Source organism: Acidilobus sp. (genome assembly GCF_049973875.1).
Classification (GTDB): Archaea; Thermoproteota; Thermoprotei_A; order Sulfolobales; family Acidilobaceae; genus Acidilobus.
Window position 1 is genome coordinate 38196 of the sequence record NZ_JBMFJI010000004.1, and the last position, 16616, is coordinate 54811.

The following is a 16616-nucleotide window of genomic DNA, read 5'->3' on the forward strand; positions in this document are numbered from 1 at the left end:
CACCTGTGGCTCTTGATTCAGTTAGGTGAAGTGGACTTAAAGCCTATACAGGCTTTTAGCCCATATCATCAGGGGAGCGACCTTCTCTATGAGTATCATGAGCCTCAGCTGAAGGCCAGCTTAGGAGTAAAACAAAAAGCTAGCTTTCGGAATGTTAAGAGCCTAAAAGCAATTGTCAGCAGCTTACTTCTTCTGCTCACCCTGCTGCTCAGCGGTCTTCTTCTTCTTTGCCAATTCAGGTCACCGGCCCTTACGGGCCGGGGATACTTTGTACTTGCCCGCACTCTTAAGAGTTTATACCCTTGAGGGCAGGGAGGCCGATTCAGGTTCCTATCTTTAGCGTTATACTCCATAGGAGTACGCCCATGGCGGCTCAGAAGCCGGGCGGCCTGACCCTAAGGACTTCCTCGTTCACCAGCGTTGGAGGCCTCTCCCCCCTGCTGAAAGCCTCAAGGTTCCTGTACACCAGCTCTGCCATCTTTGCCCTGGTCTCCCTGGTGGCGCTGCCTATGTGGGGGGTCAAGACAACGTTGCTCAGCTTAGTTATCGGGTGCGAGGGGTCGAGGGGCTCGCTGGGGTACACGTCGAGGCCTGCCCCGGCTATCCAGCCCTCCTTGAGGGCCCTGTAGAGGGCATCTATGTCTACCACCTTTCCCCTGGCAGTGTTAACCAGTATGGCCGTCCTCTTCATGAGCCTCAGCCTGGACTCGTTGACCAGGTTCTGGGTCTCGGGCGTGAGGGGCACGTGCAGGGTCACTATGTCGCTCTCCCTGAAGAGCTCCTCAAGGTCAACGTAAGTTGCCCCCAGGGCCTCCATCTCAGGGTGCCTCCTCCTGCTGTTGTATATTACCCTCATGTCAAAGCCCTTGGCCCTCCTGGCGACCGCCTGGCCTATCCTGCCCCCTCCCACTATGCCCAGGGTCTTGCCGACGAGGTCGAAGCCTAACATCATAGTAGGGTGCCAGGCTGTGCCGGAGCTCCTCCAGCCCCCGCTCCTGACGTAGGCGTCCGACTCCACTATCCGGCGGGCCACCGCAAGTATGAGGGCCCAGGTCAGGTCAGCCGTGGCGTCAGTGAGCACGTCGGGGGTGTTAGTGACGTAGACTCCGTGCTTCGTGGCGCACTCGAGGTCTATGTTGTCAAAGCCCACGGCGTACTGGGCTATTATCCTGAGCTCGGGGCTCAGGGCCTCTATCACGTCACAGGTTACCTTGTCCTCAAGCATGGTCACAAGGGCCTGCGCGCCCTTGGCCCTGGATATAAGCTCCTCCTTGGTCGGGGGCCTGTACTCGGGCCACACGTCGACCTTCTGGAAAAGCCCCTTTATGGACTCAAAGGCGGGGAACGGCATCTCCCTGGTCACAAAGAGCCTGAGCTCCAAGCTCTCGCCCAGGGGGGCGTGGACGCTTGGATTAAAACGGTGAGCCGCGCGACGCGAGCTAAATTGCGGTCGACTATGCTGCGAAGGTACAGGCCATAGTTCAAGGCTTTTATATCAATCCGGCCTCGAACACTTCGGCGTTTAGCTTGACCTACATAGGCATAGTCAACTTCGCCTGGGTCAAGCAGTACGAGGCCCTAGTGTATGCGATAGGCTTCGTGGTCTTTCTGTGGCTCCTCTACGCGGCATACGACGGCTACAGGAGGTGGACCCACGGCCTCCCCAAGTGGAGGCTCATGTTCTGGCCGCCGGGCTACCCAGCGTCCAAGGCGCTGAGGAACTTTGCCCAGTTCGCGCTGCTGCAGTGGAAGACGCTGAGGCAGCGCTTCCCAGGGGCTATGCACGCGCTGATATTCTACGGCATAGGGTGGCTCTTCATAGCGACCATACTGAGGGCCATAAACGTGCACGTGGTGGTCTTCCTGACCGGCGACGTGTTTTATGCCTACAAGCTGCTCAACAACGTGGCCGGCCTAATGGTCATAGTGGGCGCCTCCATAGCCATTGTCAGGAGGAGGCTCAGGCTCACACCTAACCTGCCCCAGGACCCCTACTACTACCTGGTGCTTGGCCTCATCCTGGTCATCGTCGTAACAGGCTTCCTCGTTGACGGCATAGCCGGCGTTGCCTACAGGTACACGTGGGAGAGGCCGTGGTTTGACCCCGTTGGCTACCTCGTGTTCACGTGGGCCAGGACGGTGCCCGTGCCAGAGCTGCAGGAGATTTACAGGGGCCTGTGGCTCTTCCACATGAGCATAGCTATGGCCACCCTGGCAATAATTCCGTTCACTAACCTCTGGCACATCTACGCCGCGTCGCTCAACGTGACCTTCCAGAGGCAGGGCACCGCCCCCCAGGGAGTCAAGCCCGTGACGGACCTTGACGAGAGGATAGAGCAGGGCAGGCCCCTCGGCGTGGTGAAGCTCTCCGACACTACCTGGAAGCAGCGCCTGGACTTTGACGCCTGCACCTCATGCATGAGGTGCACCAACGCCTGCCCAGCGTTCACAGCAGGGAAGCCCCTGAGCCCGAGGGACGTCATAGTTACCATGCGTGACGCCATGAGGGAGGGCCTCTGGGACCAGCAGGCCTGGGGCAGCGGCAGGCTGCAGGTTAACCCTGAGGCGCTCTGGAGCTGCGTCACCTGCGGCGCCTGCGTCTACGAGTGCCCCGTCACAATACACCACGTTGACACCATAATAGACTTAAGGAGGGGCATGGTAAGCGTCGGCTCCGAGGACGTCCCCAAGGACGCCCTCGACGCGCTCTACAGGCTGCAGCAGAACGGCAACCCGCTTGGGGCGAACCCATATGACAAGGAGCAGTGGCTGAACGAGCTAGCTCAGAAGTACGGTGACGACATAATAGCCAAGGAGGGGGAGGAGTACGACTACCTCTACTGGGTGGGCTGCATAACCTCCTACGACCCAAGGATAAGGCCCGTAGCCGAGGCCATAGTATCGCTCCTGAGGTCCGCGGGTGTCAAGGTAGCCATACCGGTTGAGCAGGGGTGCTGCGGCGAGCCTGCGAGGGCCATAGGTGACGAGGCCCTCTACGTCGAGCTCATGAAGCAGGCGCTGGAGGTCCTCAGCAGGTACAAGTTCAAGAAGCTGCTCGTCAACTGCCCCCACGGGTTCAATAACTTCAAGAACAACTACAGGCTCTACAGGGACTACCTGGCCAAGAGGGAGGACACGGCAAAGCTGGCTGAGGTCCTAGATAGGCTTGAGGTTGAACATCACTCAACGGTGCTTGCAAGGCTTATCAGGGAGGGCAAGATAAGGCCCAGCAAGGGGATAGAGGCCGTTGTCACATACCACGACCCGTGCTACCTCGGCAGGTGGAACGGCCTCTACGAGGAGCCCAGGAGCGTCATAGAGTCCACGGGCCTCAGGATAAGGGAGATGCCGAGGAACAGGTCCAGGAGCTTCTGCTGCGGGGGCGGCGGCGGGCAGATGTTCTACGAGGTGAAGAGGGGGGAGCGCATATCGACTCTTAGGGCTGAGGAGGCCTCAAAGACCCTGGGCGAGGGCGGCAGGAGGGTCGTGGCAGTGGCCTGCCCCTTCTGCAACACAATGTTCAGGGCCGAGTCGGGGAAGTTCAACTTCGAAGTTATGGATATAGCCGAGATACTTAAGGAGTCTGTCAAGGAGGACAAGGGAAGCTCATGAGGAGGCCTTCCTGACCGTTATTATAAGGACCCCTCCCTTCAGCTCAGACTTGGCCGTCCTTGGGTCCACGGGCTCGGGCAGCGCCTGCTCCCCGCTGTAGTAGCTGACCTTCATGGCCCAGGACACCTGGCCGTAGGCCTTCCTCAGGGCCTCGCTCCTTATCTGGGCCCTCACGGCTATCCTGTCACGAGTCAGCCTGACGTCAACCGTGCGAGGGTCCGACCCGGACAGGTCAACCACTATTACCAGGTGGTCGCCCCTGTCATGCACGCTTATGAGCGGGCTCAGCACGCCGCTCCTGAGCTCCTTGAGCCTCTCCTCGAACAGCTGCTCGGGCCTCATCTCATCCTCGAGGTCGTCCACCATTGACCTCATCCAGGCCTCCATCTCGTCGAAGTCAGACATGATATCGCGCATTATCCTCAGCGCCCTCTTCCTCATGCGTTCAAAGATGTCATCATATGACATGCCGGGTCAGCCCTCAGCTGTATATTAGTGGCGCCCTGTACTCATAGCCCTTACCTACCTTGGCCAGGGCGTCCTTGGCCTCCCTTGCCATGCCCTGGAGCCTCAGCCTCAGGGTCTCCGCCTCCTGGAGCAGCTGGCTCACGTCAACGCTTATGCCGGTGACCCTCGACAGCCCCTGGACAGCGAGGGCAGCCGCCTCCGGGTCCGGTATGTCAACAAACGAGTCCGTTAACAGCAGCAGGGTGTTCACACCCCTCTTCACGGACTCCTTAAGTATTGTCGCGTAGGGGCCGACTATGAGGCCGTCAGGGAACGGCTTCCCCATGTCCTTCAGCGGGGCCGCCAGGGCCTCGGCCTCAGGGGTGGTGGCGAGCCAGTAGAGCGAGGGCTGGGTCTCAGCCCTGGCCGGGTTGCCGAGGCCGGAGATCCCAACTATGTACTCTATGCCCCTCTTCCTGGCGAACTCCACTATAGCAATGGCCAAGGGCACTATGCCGCTGGCCACAGGCATGACCTCGGTGACGAGAACGGCCATGTTGCTGCCCGAGTATATCCTTATTGGGTACTTCACCGAGCTGTTGACCACCACCGCCGCTGGAGGTAGGTAGCCGTAGCTCTCTATGCCCACAGCGTCGTTTAACTTGAGGCTCCCTACTATGTGGCCGGAGGCTATGGGTCCCACGAGGCCAGCGTCGGGTATCCCTAGCACTAGATACTTAGGCTTGCCGAGCTCGCCGTACTCTATGAAGTTATAGCCTAGGATCTCCTCTTCATAAGCTGCCAGAGGCACCCTGCAGCACCGCGTTACAGCTGGTTACAAACAATAATAAAAAAGAATGATGGCAGAGGACAAACAGCAGCGAGAGGCTTTTCCCGCCAGGATCTAAGCCTGCGCAGCCTGACGCCCAGAGGCTAATCTAGTGCGGCGCTCTCCTCATAATGAATCTCGGCGATATATCTGAAAAAGAGCTGGGCGGCTTCATTCAATAACAGTCCTTGTCTAACTCGTAATAAAATTTTTGTACCTGTTCAGCCAGAATACGTGAGTCGGTAAGGGTGGTGACCTAGAGTGACCCTGAAGGTTTCGATAGACCCCAGGGACAACTGCATAGCCGACATGGTCTGTGTGAGCCTGTGCGGAGACGTCTTTGAGATGAGCGACGTGGACGGCAAGAGCCAGATAATAGCCAAGTGGAGGACCGACCCCAACAACATAAACGTCGGCCAGATACCAGACGACATGAAGGACTGCGCCGAGGCTGCCCAGCAGAGCTGCCCGACCAGCATAATCCACGTCGAGCCCGCATAAAATCCTTGAAACTCTTAGAAACAAAACGAATAGAGAGATCCCTTTTTGGCAGGTTCAATAACTCATGTACATGTAGAGTTCCACGGGCGACGGGTACATCCTTATGGCCTCTGACTCCCTCCTCTTGACCTCTACGTAGGAGTCTATCAGCTCCTTGCTCATGACTGGCAGCAAGTACTGGTAGTCGCTCTCCAGGGCGTCAAGGGCCTCGTCAAGGCTCTTGGGCAAAGTCTTGAGGCTTCCGCCCTCCATCTCATAGACGTTGTCGCTGACTGGGTCGCCAGGGTCTATCTTCCTAACTATGCCGTCATAGCCCGCGAGGAACGTAGCCGCCAGGGCCAGGTACGGGTTGCAGAGGGGGTCTGGGCTCCTGAACTCCACCCTCGTAAGGCCCTTATTGCCTCCGGCGGCCGGCACCCTTACGGCGGCGCTCCTGTTGGAGTAACCCCAGACCAGGTACACTGGAGCCTCGTAGCCTGGCACCAGCCTCCTATAGCTGTTAACCGTTGGCGCAACGAAGGCAGCAAGGCTCCTGCCGTGCTCCAGTATGCCTCCTATGAAGTACCTGGCCGTCTGGCTAAGCCCGTCGCTGTCGTCAGCGAAAAGGTTGTTCCCCTTGGAGTCCCAGAGGCTCAGGTGGAAGTGAAGGCCGCTGCCGTTGTCCCCGTAGAGCGGCTTAGGAAGGAAGACTGCGACCATGCCGTTCTCCCTGGCTGCCTGCCTGGCAACCTGCTTGAACGTCACTATCTCGTCAGCTACGAACAGCGGGTCGCCTGCCTTCACGCTCACCTCCGACTGGGACACTGCGACCTCGTGATGGGTGGCGTTGAAGTCGTACCCGAACGCCCTGAAGTACTTCAACATCTTCTCCCTTATGGGCTCGAGGGCGTCCATGGGCTCAGGGAGGTGGTAGGCCCTCTTAACCACGCTGTGCGGCGCCTCGGTGTCCCACGGCTGCTCCTGGCTCACGACCGAGTAGCCTATGCCCCTCAGCGGGTTGAGAACGTCTATCTTAAGCGACTTGAAGAGGAAGAACTCAACCTCGGCGCCCGCGAGGGGGCTGTAGCCGCTGTCGGCAAGGTACTTTATCGTGGCCTCAGCCACGTACCTGGGGTCCTTCCGGTACCTCTGGCCGCCCGGCTCGTATATTTTGCCTAGCACCCTGGCCCTCTCGGGCCTCCACGGTATCCTCGAAAACGTTGACTTGTCTGCCGCCAAGAGGAGGTCGCTCCTGTTTATCGGCTCGAAGCCCTCGACGCTGCTGCCGTCGAAGGCCGCAATAAAGCCGTCGGCCTTCTTGAGGTAGCTCTCGTAAGGTATGGTCACGGACCTTACGACTCCTGGTAGGTCTATATACTGTACCTCCAGGAAATCTGGGTCCTTGCCTGCCTCGGCCTCGCCCATGTCGGCCTCACAGGCAAGGTAACCTGTAGCACACTGGGTTATAAATTTTTCTAAGCCTTTTCAGATAAAACAGCCGCTTTAATTTTTATGATAGACATATACAAATACTTGTAGAATTATGGTGGAGTGCTTTTAACCGCTGTACATTTATTTGTCCCACCCTGTATACCTTAATAGGGAGCAGTTTGAAAGCCCTCACCTCCGATGAAAGTTCCCTGGAGGGCCGCGTCCTTCCCCGCAAAGTCCAGAAGCTGGGCACCTCGTCGCTCATAATAACGCTGCCGCGCGACTGGGCTAGGTCGCATGGCCTCAAGGCGGGCAGCATGGTCACCATAGTTGAGGACGGCGACAGGCTCGTGGTTATACCCTACGTCAAGGGCAGGCCCCTCACTGCGTCCTTCTCGCTCAAGCACCTCAACATATGCAAGCACCTGGGCCGCGTGGTCTTCTGCGCCTACCTTTCAGGCCTTGACGGCCTCACGTTTTACTCCAACAGGCCCATAAGGGCTGACCTCGTGGAGAAGATAAGCAGGGTCTCAGAGACTATAAACAATGACAGCGTCAAGGTCTACCTGAACAACATGTACGAGGTCAACGTCGCCATAGAGGAGTACAGGGACGACATAGCAAACGCGCTGGCCAACTACGGCAGGAGCCTCGCCTCGGCCTTCTCTAGGCTCTCCCAGCACGTGGCCGGCATAAGGATGACCGAGGAGGAGCTCGAGAGCATCTACAGCGACCTGAGGGGCCTGGCCTTCAGGACCCTGAGGTCAGGAGCTAAAGGCGTGGGATATGGGATATCCCAGGAGCACCTGAACAGGCTCCTCATGGCCGGAGTAGGCCTGATGGTGCTGGTCAACGACTCCTTCTACAAGCTAGGCAAGGACCTCCTGACCCTGGACAGCCAGCTCACGCAGGACGAGAGGGAGAGGGTCAAGTTCCTGTTCCAGGTGCTCGAGGTCTCCCTGGTGGCCGCCTCGCTTGGGGTGGAGCCGCCCAGCATAAAGAAGGAGGAGGACGCTTACTTCAAGCTCAGGAGCCTGCTCGACCTTGAAGGGGAGCTCAGCGACATAGTGCGCAACTCAACCGCCGCCTACGCCTACATACTGGCTAAGACGCTTGACATAGCGAGGATCATAAAGAACATAGAGGAGACCCTGCTCTGCCACGCGCTCTTCAAGAAGTACTCTGAGTCCGAGCAAGAGATATAATGTAAGTCTCGGCCCTGAGCAGTGATGAGAGGAAGCTGTTAGTAACCGACGTAAGCTCCCCCTGCAGCTGGGGGTCAGGCCCGTTAACCAAAGACTTTGCTATAGCGGAGAGGTTCTGGGCCGCCTGCTCCGCCTGCGACAGGTAGCCGGTGAGGGTAGAGTTGGCCCCCGCCTCGGCCCCCAACAGCTGCAGGGACCTTATGGCCTCAGCGCTCAGGTTGGCGGCCTCCGAGGCGGCCGTGGCCAACTCGTACCTGTAATAGACGCTGGGAGTCTGGTTCGCCTCTATCGTGAGGTTCACGGCCGTGTCAAAGCTCTTTACGGCTATCAGGTTAAGCTCCAGGGACACGTTAGTGATCAGGAGCGACCTCTCGGCGTTCAGCAAGCTTACTGTAACGTTAAGGTACTTCGTCAGGTTCTCATAGTCCTTGAGCAGCCTGACGCTCTCGTTTAGCAGCTTGGCCGTGCTCAGGGCGTAGCCCGTGACGTTCTGAAGACTTGAGTAGACCCTTTTATACCTTGACTGCAGGGAAGTGTAGCTGAAGTACCAAGCCACGTTGGTAGAGATAAGAACCACGGCAAGCGCGATTAACACTATGAACGCTGCCGCCTTGGACTTAGGGCTCCCCTGCTGGGACAAGTCTTAAACCCGGGCAGGCGCACGCCTAAGAGCCTATTAAGCTTATCTGAACCGCCTAACTTAAGAGCCTTGAGGAGGCTAGGAGCTTGAGCTCCATATGTGACGGCCGTAGGCCTGTCATAGTAGTCTCCGGCCAGCCGGGCTCGGGCAAGTCAACATATGCAAGGAGGCTCGCGGCCGAGCTCGGCCTAAGGTATTACACGACCGGTCAGGCCTTCAGGGGCCTCGCGGAGAGGATGGGGGTCAGCCTCATGGAGCTGAACAGGCTCGCTGAGAGGGACCCGTCCATAGACCTCGCTATAGACGCCGAGTCGCTCAACGAGGCCAGGAAGGGCTGCGTCGTGATAGACAGCCACCTGGCCGGGTGGCTCCTGAGGGACCTGGCGGACGTCACGATATACGTCAAGGCCTCGCTGCCAGAGAGGACGAGGAGGATAGCCCTAAGGGACTCCAAGCCTGAGAGCGAGGCGCTTCTCGAGGCCTCCCAGAGGGAGATAAGCCACTGGGAGAGGTTCGCCAAGTACTACGGCATAGACCTGAGGGACCTGTCAAGCTATGACCTAGTAATCGACACCACGAGGATGGGCATCGAGGAGACGTACCAGGTGATCCTTACCTTCGTCAAAAAGGCCCTTTCTGTTTGACTTCGCCGAAGGCCTGCGCTTAGGCCTTAGCTATGCAGATCTCTATGCTGCTTACCCTCCTCGTCTTCTGCTGGTTCGTCTGCGGGTCGGTGACAGTTATGTCGTGGCTGCCTATGTCGATGCCCTTTATGGTGACGTTCTTGGCGAACCTGCTCCTCACTATCTCGACGGTGTCTACGGCCTTAGTTATGTTCCTTCCCCTGGCCTTTATCACCACCTGGCTGACGTTCTGCTCCATTAGGGTTGTCAGGACTGCCAAAACATAGTTCATTACAGGCTTCTTACCGATCCTTACCTCAGGTGCGCCCTCACAGACCATTTCGGACACCTCAGACCTAGACCTATGGACTGATTTGCAGTAGGACTACAGCCCATATAAAAGCTTTTTGGAGCCTCCCGCGCTGTTTGAGCAGGCTTTCTGCCGGAGCCTGGCGGTGGCCTGCTTAATTGAAGCTAGTGCTTTTAACTTCTCTAAGCTAGAGGTGGACTATGAAGAGATAGTAAAGTGAGCAGGAGGGGTGTGCAGCGTGATAATATATGATCCGCTCTTTGGGCTCTTCGCGTTTATGATGGCCTACTGGTGGCTGCTGATCCTGACCTCTATAGCAGCCGGGGGCGCAGTGGCATTAATGGCGGCAATAGCGCCTAAGGCAATCAAGGGCGAGCCTAAGAGCCTGGCAAGCCTGAGGGCGTCCATGGCTATAACGGCAGTGGCTATAGTCCTAGCTGGAGTCAGCGTCTTCGTAGGGGTGGCCGAGCTAATTGGCTACATATTTGGGTACTCGCTCGCGGGCTCCTACCTAGTAATGACTGCAGTCATATTCACGTTCTTCATAATATTGATACAGTGGCTCCTCTCGCCGCTCTTCATAAACCTGGTGTACAGGACTCACCCGCCCAGGACTGACGAAGAGAGGAGGTACCAGGCGATGCTGGAGGAGGTCGCCAGGAGGAGCCACATAAGGACGCCTAAGCTTAGGATAGCGGAGACTAACATGCCAAACGCCTTCTCCTACGGCAGCCCCCTGTCTGGCAGTTACGTGGCAGTTACGAGGGGGCTCCTCAACCTAATGCCTGACGATGAGGTCGAGGCCGTGCTGGGCCATGAAGTTGGTCACCTCAGGCACAGGGACGTCTCATGGATCTTGGCGCTGAGCGTCATACCCTTGGCCGTCTACTACCTGGGCCAGATGCTCATCTGGAGCGGCTTCTTTGGAGGCGGGGGCGGCGAGGGAAGGGACAGGGGCAGCGGGGCAAACGGCGGCATACTGCTAATGCTTGTTGGAATGCTGCTGGTAGTGGTAGGCGTTGTGTTCAGGTTCCTGGTGGGCAACTTCAACAGGCTAAGGGAATATTACGCCGACGCTAACAGCGCCGTGGTGACCTCCCCAAGGAAGATACAGAGGGCCCTGGCGAGGCTCCACATAGCGGTAGAGGGCAACAACTACTTTAAGCACCAGGTCAACTCCAGCGGCAGCTCCATGTTTAAGGCGCTCTTCATAGTGGCGCCCTTCGTTGAGATAAGTGGGGGCTTCCTGTACGAGCCCGACGAGGACGCGTGGCCCTGGAGGAGGAGAAGGGAGCCTGACCTGAGCAGGTACAGGGACTACGACGTCGATCAGCTAATAGAGAAGATAAAGAATGAGAAGACGGATCCGGTAGCTGAGATGTTCGCAACGCACCCGCCCATACCAAAGAGGCTCAGGTTCATTGACAACATAAAGTACTCCGTGAACCCAGTTGAGCCTTAATTTGAAGTCCCCTTTTGTTCTAACTGAAGGGCCCCCTCGCCTGGGGGCTGCCTGTTAAGTCATCATATAAAACAATAATAGATAATACCGTCGCTGGCGGAGGGCTAAGCCCCCTAGATGGGTTCGGGCCAGCCCGGGGCCCTTTCATTAATAGGTGCCAGCGCAGCCTCAACAGCTGGGGTTGAAGCCTGACGCCTGAACCGGCCGCCAAGAAGAAGGGGCCGAACCTGGACGAGTTCCTGAAGCAGCTCGAGATGGCCCTGCGTAACGACGGGTTCCCCCAGGCAGGGGGGCAGGGGAGGGCCAGCGAGGAGCGCAGCTCAGCGGCCTTAGCAAAAACGGAGGGGAAGGGCAACGGCAATGATAGGGCCCCAGCAAAACAGCCCCAGAGCCAGAAGCAGCAAGAGCCTGTCACGGGTAAGAGGGCGGCCAGAAGCATACTGGACTTCATGAGCGAACCTAACGCCCAGGGGCCGCCACAGGCGGTCCAGAGGCCAACAGCGGAGCGGACCGATAAGCAGGAGGCCCGCGAGGTTCCTACTGAGGTTCAGCAGGAGCCGGAGGAGCAGCCAAGAAGTGAGCCTGAGGCTAAGGAAGCTATTAGACTTCCCGAAACCTACTCATGGTACGCCAGCTCCAATGATTACCTGGTTGAGGCCCAGCAGGGCCAGAGGGCCCCGGGCCAGTGGTGGCTCTTCCAGGAGGAGGCCTACGCGGCCCAGGCGTCAGGCTACCTGCTTGAGGTCAGGTATGACGGCGACCTGGGCAAGGCCGTCGCCTTCATATATGACCCCTTGACAAGTAAAGTGGTTAAGTGGGTGGACAGGACCGGGCATAAGCCCTACTTCCTGACAAACATGGAGCTTGGGGAGGACGGCAGGCCCCCTGTGGATTTGACAAGGTACAAGTCCTTCAGCAACCTCGCAGTGGTGACCAAGAGGGACCCCATAACTAACCGCGACGTGAAGCTGACTAAGATAATAACCAACGACCCCCTGGCCGTCAAGACGCTGAGGGCTGCGCTCGCAGAGAAGGGCTACAGGGTGTGGGAGGCCGACATAAAGTACTTCCTGAACTACATCTATGACAACCAGCTCATACCAGGCATGCCGTACGACGTGTCCGACAACTGGAGACAGAAGGATTGGAAGCGCAGCGAGGAGCTGGAGAAGCTCATAAAGGAGTCCTTCACCGAGGACCTGAGGGACATGGCGCTTGAGTGGCAGTACATATTTGAGGAGCCATCACCCAGGGTCCCTAAGGTCGCCTTCGACATAGAGGTCGTGGCCCCCGGCGAGGGCCACTTCCCCGAGCCCAAGGAGGCTGACATGCCGGTAATGAGCGTCTCCATAGTAGACGACAAGGGCAACAAGTCCGTGCTCCTACTGGCCAGGCCTGCGAGCCGGTTCAGCGGCAGGCAGAAGGTTGAAGGCGAGGTTGAGCTTTTCGACAGCGAGAGGGCCATGCTGCTTGAGCTGCTGAGGAGGCTGAGCCGCTACGCCGTGGTCTTCACATTCAACGGCGACAACTTCGACGTGCCATACATCTACAACAGGCTGATAAACCTGGGCGTGAGGCCAGAGGACATACCAATAGTGTTCCTCCAGGACTACGTGACCTTCAAGGGAAGGCTGCACGTGGACCTCCACAGGGTCTTTGACATAAAGGCCCTGCAGAGCTACGCCTTCGGCAACAAGTACAGGGAGAAGAGCCTTGAGGCGGTTTCCGAGGCGCTCCTCGGCCAGACGAAGCGTGAGATCAGCACGTTCCTTAACGACGTAAGCCTTGATGAGCTGGCAGCCTATAACCTCCAGGACTCAGTGTTGACCATGGGCCTCGTCACCTTCAACAACGAGCTCACCTGGAACCTGCTGGTCCTCCTGATGAGAATAAGCAAGTCCGGCCTTGAGGAGGTCTCCAGGTCCCAGGTCTCGGCCTGGATAAAGAGCACCCTTTACTGGGAGCACAGGAGGAGGGGCCTGCTGATACCGAGCAGGGAGGACATAGAGAGGATGATAGGCAGGCAGGCCCCGAGGAGCGCCGCCATAATAAAGGACAAGAAGTACAGGGGCGCCATAGTGCTCCAGCCGCCCCAGGGCGTGTTCTTCAACGTAATAGTCCTTGACTTCGCAAGCCTGTACCCATCCGTTATAAGGAACTGGAACCTGAGCTATGAGACTGTCGACAACCCGTACTGCCAGAAGTACGTCGAGGCCCCTGAGGTTGGGCACAGGATATGCATGGACAGGAGGGGGATCTCAAGCCAGCTCGTGGGGCTGCTGAGGGACTTCAGGGTTAAGGTGTACAAGAAGAAGGCCAAGAGCAAGGACCTGAGCGAGGAGGAGAGGATCTGGTATGAGACGGTCCAGGCGGCTATGAAGGTTTACATAAACGCGAGCTACGGCGTCTTCGGAAACGAGGCGTTCGCGCTCTACAGCCTCCCGGTGGCCGAGAGCGTCACAGCAATAGGCAGGGCAACGCTGCTTGAGACGCTGCGCAGGGCCTCGGAGCTGAACCTGCACATACTCTACGGCGACACTGACAGCCTCTTCGTCTGGGACCCGCCGAAGGACGCCCTCAATGAAATAATAAGGTACGTGCAGGAGAAGCTGGGCATGGACCTGGACATAGATAAGACCTTCAGGCTGGTGCTCTTCAGCGGCCTCAAGAAGAACTACGTCGGCTTTGACGGCGACAGCTACATAATAAAGGGCATGGTGGCCAAGAAGAGCAACACGCCCGAGTTCATAAAGTTTGAGACGGCTGACGTCATGAAGATACTGGGCGGCCTGCAGCGCCCGGAGGACCTGGAGAAGACCCTGGACCTGCTCAGGGAGAAGGTGCAGGAGATATACACCAAGCTCAGGAGGAGGGAGTACACGCTGGACCAGCTCGCCATATCAGTGATGATGAGCAAGGACCCAATGGAGTACAAGAAGAACACCCCACAGCACGTCAAGGCAGCCCTGCTCCTCATAAATGAGGGCGTTCCCGTCACCAGGGGGGACATAATATCGTTCGTGAAGACTAAGGATAAGGTGGGCGTTAAGCCCGTGAGGCTTGCAAGGCTGGCTGACGTCGACACCACTAAGTACCTGGAGTACGTGAGGTCGGCCTTTGAGCAGTTCCTGCTGGCCTTCGGGGTCAGATGGGATGAGATGACTGGCGTCAAGAAGCTCCTCTGAAGCGTCAGCCCTCACACGGTTCCTCATCCCATGGGTCGGGCCGAAGTCGCTCTTCATCCGCCACCTCCTCAGCGGCGGAAGGAGTTTAAGTGCTCTGAGTTCTACCACGAAGGGTTGGAAGGCCCGCGCAAAGGAAAACATAGAGAAGAACGTTGAAGTTAAAGAAAAGGGAAAAGGGCTACAGGCTCTCGTTATCACTTGGGGCTCCTTATGCCCCACAGCTTCCTGGCAGTGACCTTGAGGCCCGCGCTTATGGCGTCAAGTATCTTGGGGTTCAGCTGCATCCTGGCCCTGGCCGGAGGCGGTGATATCTTGCTCAGCTGCAGGCCCAGGCTCAGCACTGAGCTCAGCACCTCGCGCGAGCCTGGGTACTTGGTGCCCCCTATGAGGTCGGCGAAGTATGGCGCCCACGCGGTTGGGTCCCTGCTCCTCCTAGTTATCACCAGGAAGCCTCCAACTGCGGCGCCTACCTCAGGCTTTATCTTATATGACGTGTAGTTGCCGGTGCTGGCCTCCTCCTCTATGTAGTTGCCGTTCTTGAGCGCTGTGGAAAGCACGTCAAAGAGCTGCTGCGCCTTCCTGCCGCCTATCCTTACCAGGGTGGCCTCCCTTCCCTGAGATCCTGGCCCTCTGAACTGTATGATTAGGCCCCTGGCCGTCTTCCTGAGCACGAGCCTGTACAGCACGGGCTTAGAGCTCTCCTCTGCCGCCAACCTAGCTCACCTCTACGACTCACAGAGTTAGTGACAGCCAGCTAAATTATAGTTTTCCTCCGCGAAACGGGGGCTATCAGCTTCTGCGAGCATTCTCTGGAAATACCGCCACGTGAGACGTCATAATTAAAAAAGGTGAAACGATTACCTGTAGCTGATTAAATGGTCACTTACTGGGCCTCCAGCCGACAGAGTAGGCTATAGCAGTGCCCAGGAGCACAACGGCTACGTTTATTGCGAGCGCTGTGACGCCTATGTATATCGAATGCCCAAACACGGGGTAGGCCGACTTTGTCAGCGGGCCGAAGTGGTTGGCCAGGAGCAGCAGGTATATTCCTGATAACATGCCAGCGGCCCACCCTGCAATTAGGGAGTACTTGTTCAGCTTCCTAGTCAGGAGGCCCAGGAACACAGGCGGGAGGGTCTGCAGTATTATGATACCTCCTGTGAGCTGGAGCTGAATGGCGTACGTCAGAGGGGTCACGAACACGAAGCCCAGGGCGAGGAACTTGAAGAACACGGAGGCCCACTGCGCGGCCCTCGTCTCCCCCCTCTCGCTGAGCCTGAAGAATGGCTTTATCAAGTTCCTGACCAGCAGGTTGGCCTGAGCTATGGCCATTATGGCCGCCGGCACCATGCCGCCAACGAATATGCCCAGGAGCACCAGGCCGGCGAACCAGGACGGCAAGGTGGCCACCGCGAGGGCTGGAACCGCTAGCAGGCCCCTCTCGGCGGCCGGGAACTGGGAGAGCAGGCTCTCGGCGCCTGGGGAGGCGTAAACCAGTATGCCCAGCAGCGCGAGTATCGCAAGTCCTATGCCGTAAATGGGCAGGAGCGCCGTGCTGTACCTGAGCGCCTTCCTGGACTCCGAGCTGAGGGAGCCGTTAACCGCGTGCGGGTAAAGATAGAGGGCCAGCGCGCTCCCTATGAAGAGGCTCTCGTAGGCTGAGGCAAACTAGGGCTTGAGGTACTCAGCGCCGCTGATGAGGTTGTGCTTGGCAGCCGCGCTGAAGGCGGCGGAGAAGCCGCCATTTATCGAGAGCGGCACTATAACGATGAGCGATATGACCCCAAGCCACACCAGCACGTCCTTGAACACGGCCCCGAGGGCCGAGCCCCTGAGGCCGCTCGTGTAGGTGAAGGCGGCCAGAATTATGAATGCCACCACCAGCGCTATCTCAGAGATCCTTGTGGCGCTTGAGAGGCCGGCCATCATGACCTCCAGCACGGCCCTCATGCCGTCTATCTGAAGGGCTATGTAGGGCAGCTCCGCCACTATGCCCGTTACAGCAACCAGTATGGCTAGCGTCACGGAGTTGAACTGGTCCTGGACGAAGTCAGCGGCCGTTATGTACCCCTTCTCCCTGGACCTGTCCCAGAGCATAGCCATAAACAGCATGGCGACGGCGAAGGTTATGGCTACGTAGGGCACCGCAAAGAAGGCTATGGCGCCCTGGGCGTACTCGAGCGATGGGACGGCCACAAAGGTATACGCCGTGTAAAGGTCGGCGCCTATGAGGAACCATGCAAGGAACGCTCCAAGCCTCCTGCCGGCCAGGGCCCACTCGTGCAGCTGGGCTAAGTTGCCCCTCCTCCACCTGGCCCCGTAGAAGCCCAGGAACACGAAGACGACAAAGAAGGCCCAGAACGTAACCCAGCCGGCGATGCCCAGCATGCCC

13 protein-coding genes and 1 pseudogene are annotated in these 16616 nt (G+C 58.0%); 6 read left to right on the top strand and 8 right to left on the bottom strand.

Features of this window, described 5'->3' with window-relative positions; translation table 11 throughout:
- Positions 1 to 373: 373 nt before the first annotated feature.
- Positions 374 to 1381, bottom strand: a complete 1008-nt coding sequence (gene gyaR / locus ACP5H1_RS02675; RefSeq protein WP_427971381.1) for a glyoxylate reductase — start codon at positions 1379 to 1381, stop codon at positions 374 to 376.
- Between the two features lie 146 nt (positions 1382 to 1527).
- Between gyaR and ACP5H1_RS02680 the strand changes: the two genes are divergently transcribed.
- On the top strand, positions 1528 to 3612 hold the full coding sequence (locus ACP5H1_RS02680) for a heterodisulfide reductase-related iron-sulfur binding cluster (RefSeq protein ID WP_427971384.1): 2085 nt from the start codon (positions 1528 to 1530) through the stop codon (positions 3610 to 3612).
- Here the strand turns inward: ACP5H1_RS02680 and ACP5H1_RS02685 are convergent.
- Both ACP5H1_RS02685 and ACP5H1_RS02690 read right to left on the bottom strand, forming a co-directional pair.
- Positions 3607 to 4080: an Hsp20/alpha crystallin family protein gene (locus ACP5H1_RS02685; RefSeq protein WP_427971386.1), complete on the bottom strand. Its 474-nt coding sequence runs from the start codon at positions 4078 to 4080 to the stop codon at positions 3607 to 3609. The genes ACP5H1_RS02680 and ACP5H1_RS02685 overlap by 6 nt on opposite strands.
- A 13-nt stretch (positions 4081 to 4093) precedes the next feature.
- On the bottom strand, positions 4094 to 4870 hold the full coding sequence (locus ACP5H1_RS02690) for a proteasome assembly chaperone family protein (RefSeq protein ID WP_427971389.1): 777 nt from the start codon (positions 4868 to 4870) through the stop codon (positions 4094 to 4096).
- Between the two features lie 279 nt (positions 4871 to 5149).
- On the opposite strand from ACP5H1_RS02690, the gene ACP5H1_RS02695 reads away from it, so the two are divergent.
- The gene (locus ACP5H1_RS02695; RefSeq protein WP_427971391.1) at positions 5150 to 5389 is read left to right on the top strand and encodes a ferredoxin; all 240 of its coding nucleotides are present in this window, start codon (positions 5150 to 5152) and stop codon (positions 5387 to 5389) included.
- A gap of 54 nt (positions 5390 to 5443) precedes the next feature.
- Here ACP5H1_RS02695 and glnA read toward each other — a convergent pair whose 3' ends face one another.
- Complete coding sequence (gene glnA, locus ACP5H1_RS02700; RefSeq protein WP_427971394.1) at positions 5444 to 6793, bottom strand: type I glutamate--ammonia ligase; 1350 nt, start codon at positions 6791 to 6793, stop codon at positions 5444 to 5446.
- A gap of 185 nt (positions 6794 to 6978) precedes the next feature.
- Between glnA and ACP5H1_RS02705 the strand changes: the two genes are divergently transcribed.
- The gene (locus ACP5H1_RS02705; RefSeq protein WP_427971397.1) at positions 6979 to 8004 is read left to right on the top strand and encodes an AbrB/MazE/SpoVT family DNA-binding domain-containing protein; all 1026 of its coding nucleotides are present in this window, start codon (positions 6979 to 6981) and stop codon (positions 8002 to 8004) included.
- Here ACP5H1_RS02705 and ACP5H1_RS02710 read toward each other — a convergent pair.
- On the bottom strand, positions 7970 to 8644 hold the full coding sequence (locus tag ACP5H1_RS02710; protein ID WP_427971399.1) for a hypothetical protein: 675 nt from the start codon (positions 8642 to 8644) through the stop codon (positions 7970 to 7972). The two genes, ACP5H1_RS02705 and ACP5H1_RS02710, sit on opposite strands and share 35 nt — an antisense overlap.
- Before the next feature lie 86 nt (positions 8645 to 8730).
- Here ACP5H1_RS02710 and cmk point away from each other — a divergent pair, with 86 nt between their 5' ends.
- Entirely contained in the window at positions 8731 to 9288 is a 558-nt protein-coding gene (gene cmk, locus ACP5H1_RS02715; RefSeq protein WP_427971401.1) for a (d)CMP kinase, read from the top strand.
- Positions 9289 to 9307: 19 nt separating this feature from the next.
- Here cmk and albA read toward each other — a convergent pair whose 3' ends face one another.
- Positions 9308 to 9607 (bottom strand): DNA-binding protein Alba, encoded by a 300-nt coding sequence (gene albA / locus ACP5H1_RS02720; protein ID WP_013266048.1) that lies wholly within the window; start codon positions 9605 to 9607, stop codon positions 9308 to 9310.
- Positions 9608 to 9815: 208 nt separating this feature from the next.
- On the opposite strand from albA, the gene ACP5H1_RS02725 reads away from it, so the two are divergent.
- Entirely contained in the window at positions 9816 to 11039 is a 1224-nt protein-coding gene (locus tag ACP5H1_RS02725) for a M48 family metalloprotease (protein WP_427971405.1), read from the top strand.
- Positions 11040 to 11293: 254 nt separating this feature from the next.
- Positions 11294 to 14224, top strand: a complete 2931-nt coding sequence (locus ACP5H1_RS02730; protein WP_427971407.1) for a DNA-directed DNA polymerase I — start codon at positions 11294 to 11296, stop codon at positions 14222 to 14224.
- Between the two features lie 194 nt (positions 14225 to 14418).
- Here the strand turns inward: ACP5H1_RS02730 and ACP5H1_RS02735 are convergent, their stop codons facing one another.
- Both ACP5H1_RS02735 and ACP5H1_RS02740 read right to left on the bottom strand, forming a co-directional pair.
- Positions 14419 to 14937, bottom strand: coding sequence for a hypothetical protein (locus ACP5H1_RS02735; protein ID WP_427971408.1), 519 nt, complete (start codon positions 14935 to 14937; stop codon positions 14419 to 14421).
- Positions 14938 to 15103: 166 nt separating this feature from the next.
- Positions 15104 to 16612 (bottom strand): annotated as a pseudogene (locus tag ACP5H1_RS02740) (sodium:solute symporter family protein).
- Positions 16613 to 16616: the final 4 nt, after the last annotated feature.

Excerpts from the sequence above, each read along its gene's own strand:
- albA (WP_013266048.1), bottom strand. The coding sequence starts at position 9,607 with ATGGTCTGTGAGGGCGCACCTGAGGTAAGGATCGGTAAGAAGCCTGTA.
- ACP5H1_RS02685 (WP_427971386.1), bottom strand. The coding sequence starts at position 4,080 with ATGTCATATGATGACATCTTTGAACGCATGAGGAAGAGGGCGCTGAGG.
- ACP5H1_RS02730 (WP_427971407.1), top strand. The coding sequence starts at position 11,294 with ATGGCCCTGCGTAACGACGGGTTCCCCCAGGCAGGGGGGCAGGGGAGG.
- glnA (WP_427971394.1), bottom strand. The coding sequence starts at position 6,793 with ATGGGCGAGGCCGAGGCAGGCAAGGACCCAGATTTCCTGGAGGTACAG.